This window comes from Janibacter sp. CFPM2_SD2, assembly GCF_057364645.1.
The window spans coordinates 1-991 of the sequence record NZ_JBNFOF010000372.1; the positions used below are offsets into that span (position 1 = coordinate 1).

Sequence of the window (991 nt, forward strand, 5' to 3'; positions counted from 1 at the left end):
CGCCGCGCGCGCTGCGCCGGCTGCGGCCCGGACCCGACTTCGCGCTCGACCTCGCGCCCCGCGTCGAGATCAACCCCGTGCTGCTCACCTATCTGCGCCGCGCCCTGCGGCGCGACATCGACGGCGAGGCGCTGGCCGACCTCGGCCGCACGGAGGGCGGCGGATTCAACCCCACCCCCGTGCTCGAGGCGCTGCGCGAGCAGTGCGCCGACCTGCCCGAGCTCAACATCACGCAGCGGATCGTCGTCGCCGCCTTCCCCTACGGCAAGGCCGAGGCGCTGGCCGACCTGTCCCGCATCGTCGACTCCGGCCGTCTCGCCGGCAGGCCGGCGGCGGCCTGCGCGCGGGCGAGGCGCTCCCTTCGCCCGAGGCACCGGCCCCGAGCGTCGCCGACTCCGCCGTCCTCGACGTCACGGCCGACCAGCAGACGGTGCTCGACCGGGTCGCCGCGGGCGAGGACCTCTACGTCGACGCCCCGCCCGGCACCGGCGTCGCCCGCCTCGTCGCCTCGGTCATCGCCCAGACCGCGGGCGAACGCCGCTCCGTCCTCCTCCTCACCGAAAAGGCGGCAGCCATCGAGGCCGTCGCCGCCGAGCTGCGCCTCGCCGGCCTCGAGGACCTGCTCGTCCACGTCACCGACCCCGCGGCCGAGGTCGACCCCGCGATCGTCGCCGAGCGCTGGCCGCGCGGCCTGCCGGAGTCCGACCGGTCCTTCACCCAGCCGGGGCGACGGGCGGCGTCCGCGGCGCGGATCCTCGACGGCCACACCCACGCCATGCACCAGCCCCGCGACCCGTGGGGTGTCTCCATCGCCGACGCCCACGACGCGATCGTCGGCCTGTCGACCTGCCGTCCCGCGCCGCGCTCCCGCGTGCGCCTCTCGGGCCGCACCCTCGCCACCCTCGACGCCGCCGGCCGGGACGCCCTCGTCGCCCAGGTGGCCGGTGTCGCCGAGCGCAAGGCGTGGCGCCCCCGGCCGCACCGACCAGCC

General features: G+C 77.6%; 1 protein-coding gene and 1 pseudogene. One reads left to right on the forward strand and one right to left on the reverse strand.

The window, feature by feature from the left end; translation table 11 throughout:
• Positions 1-374, reverse strand: a 374-nt coding sequence (locus tag AC2W7J_RS18430; protein ID WP_485984235.1) for a hypothetical protein, incomplete at its 3' end; no start/stop codon positions are given.
• 56 nt (positions 375-430) lie between these two features.
• Between AC2W7J_RS18430 and AC2W7J_RS18435 the strand changes: the two are divergent.
• Positions 431-991, forward strand: a pseudogene (locus tag AC2W7J_RS18435) (hypothetical protein); the annotation flags it as partial.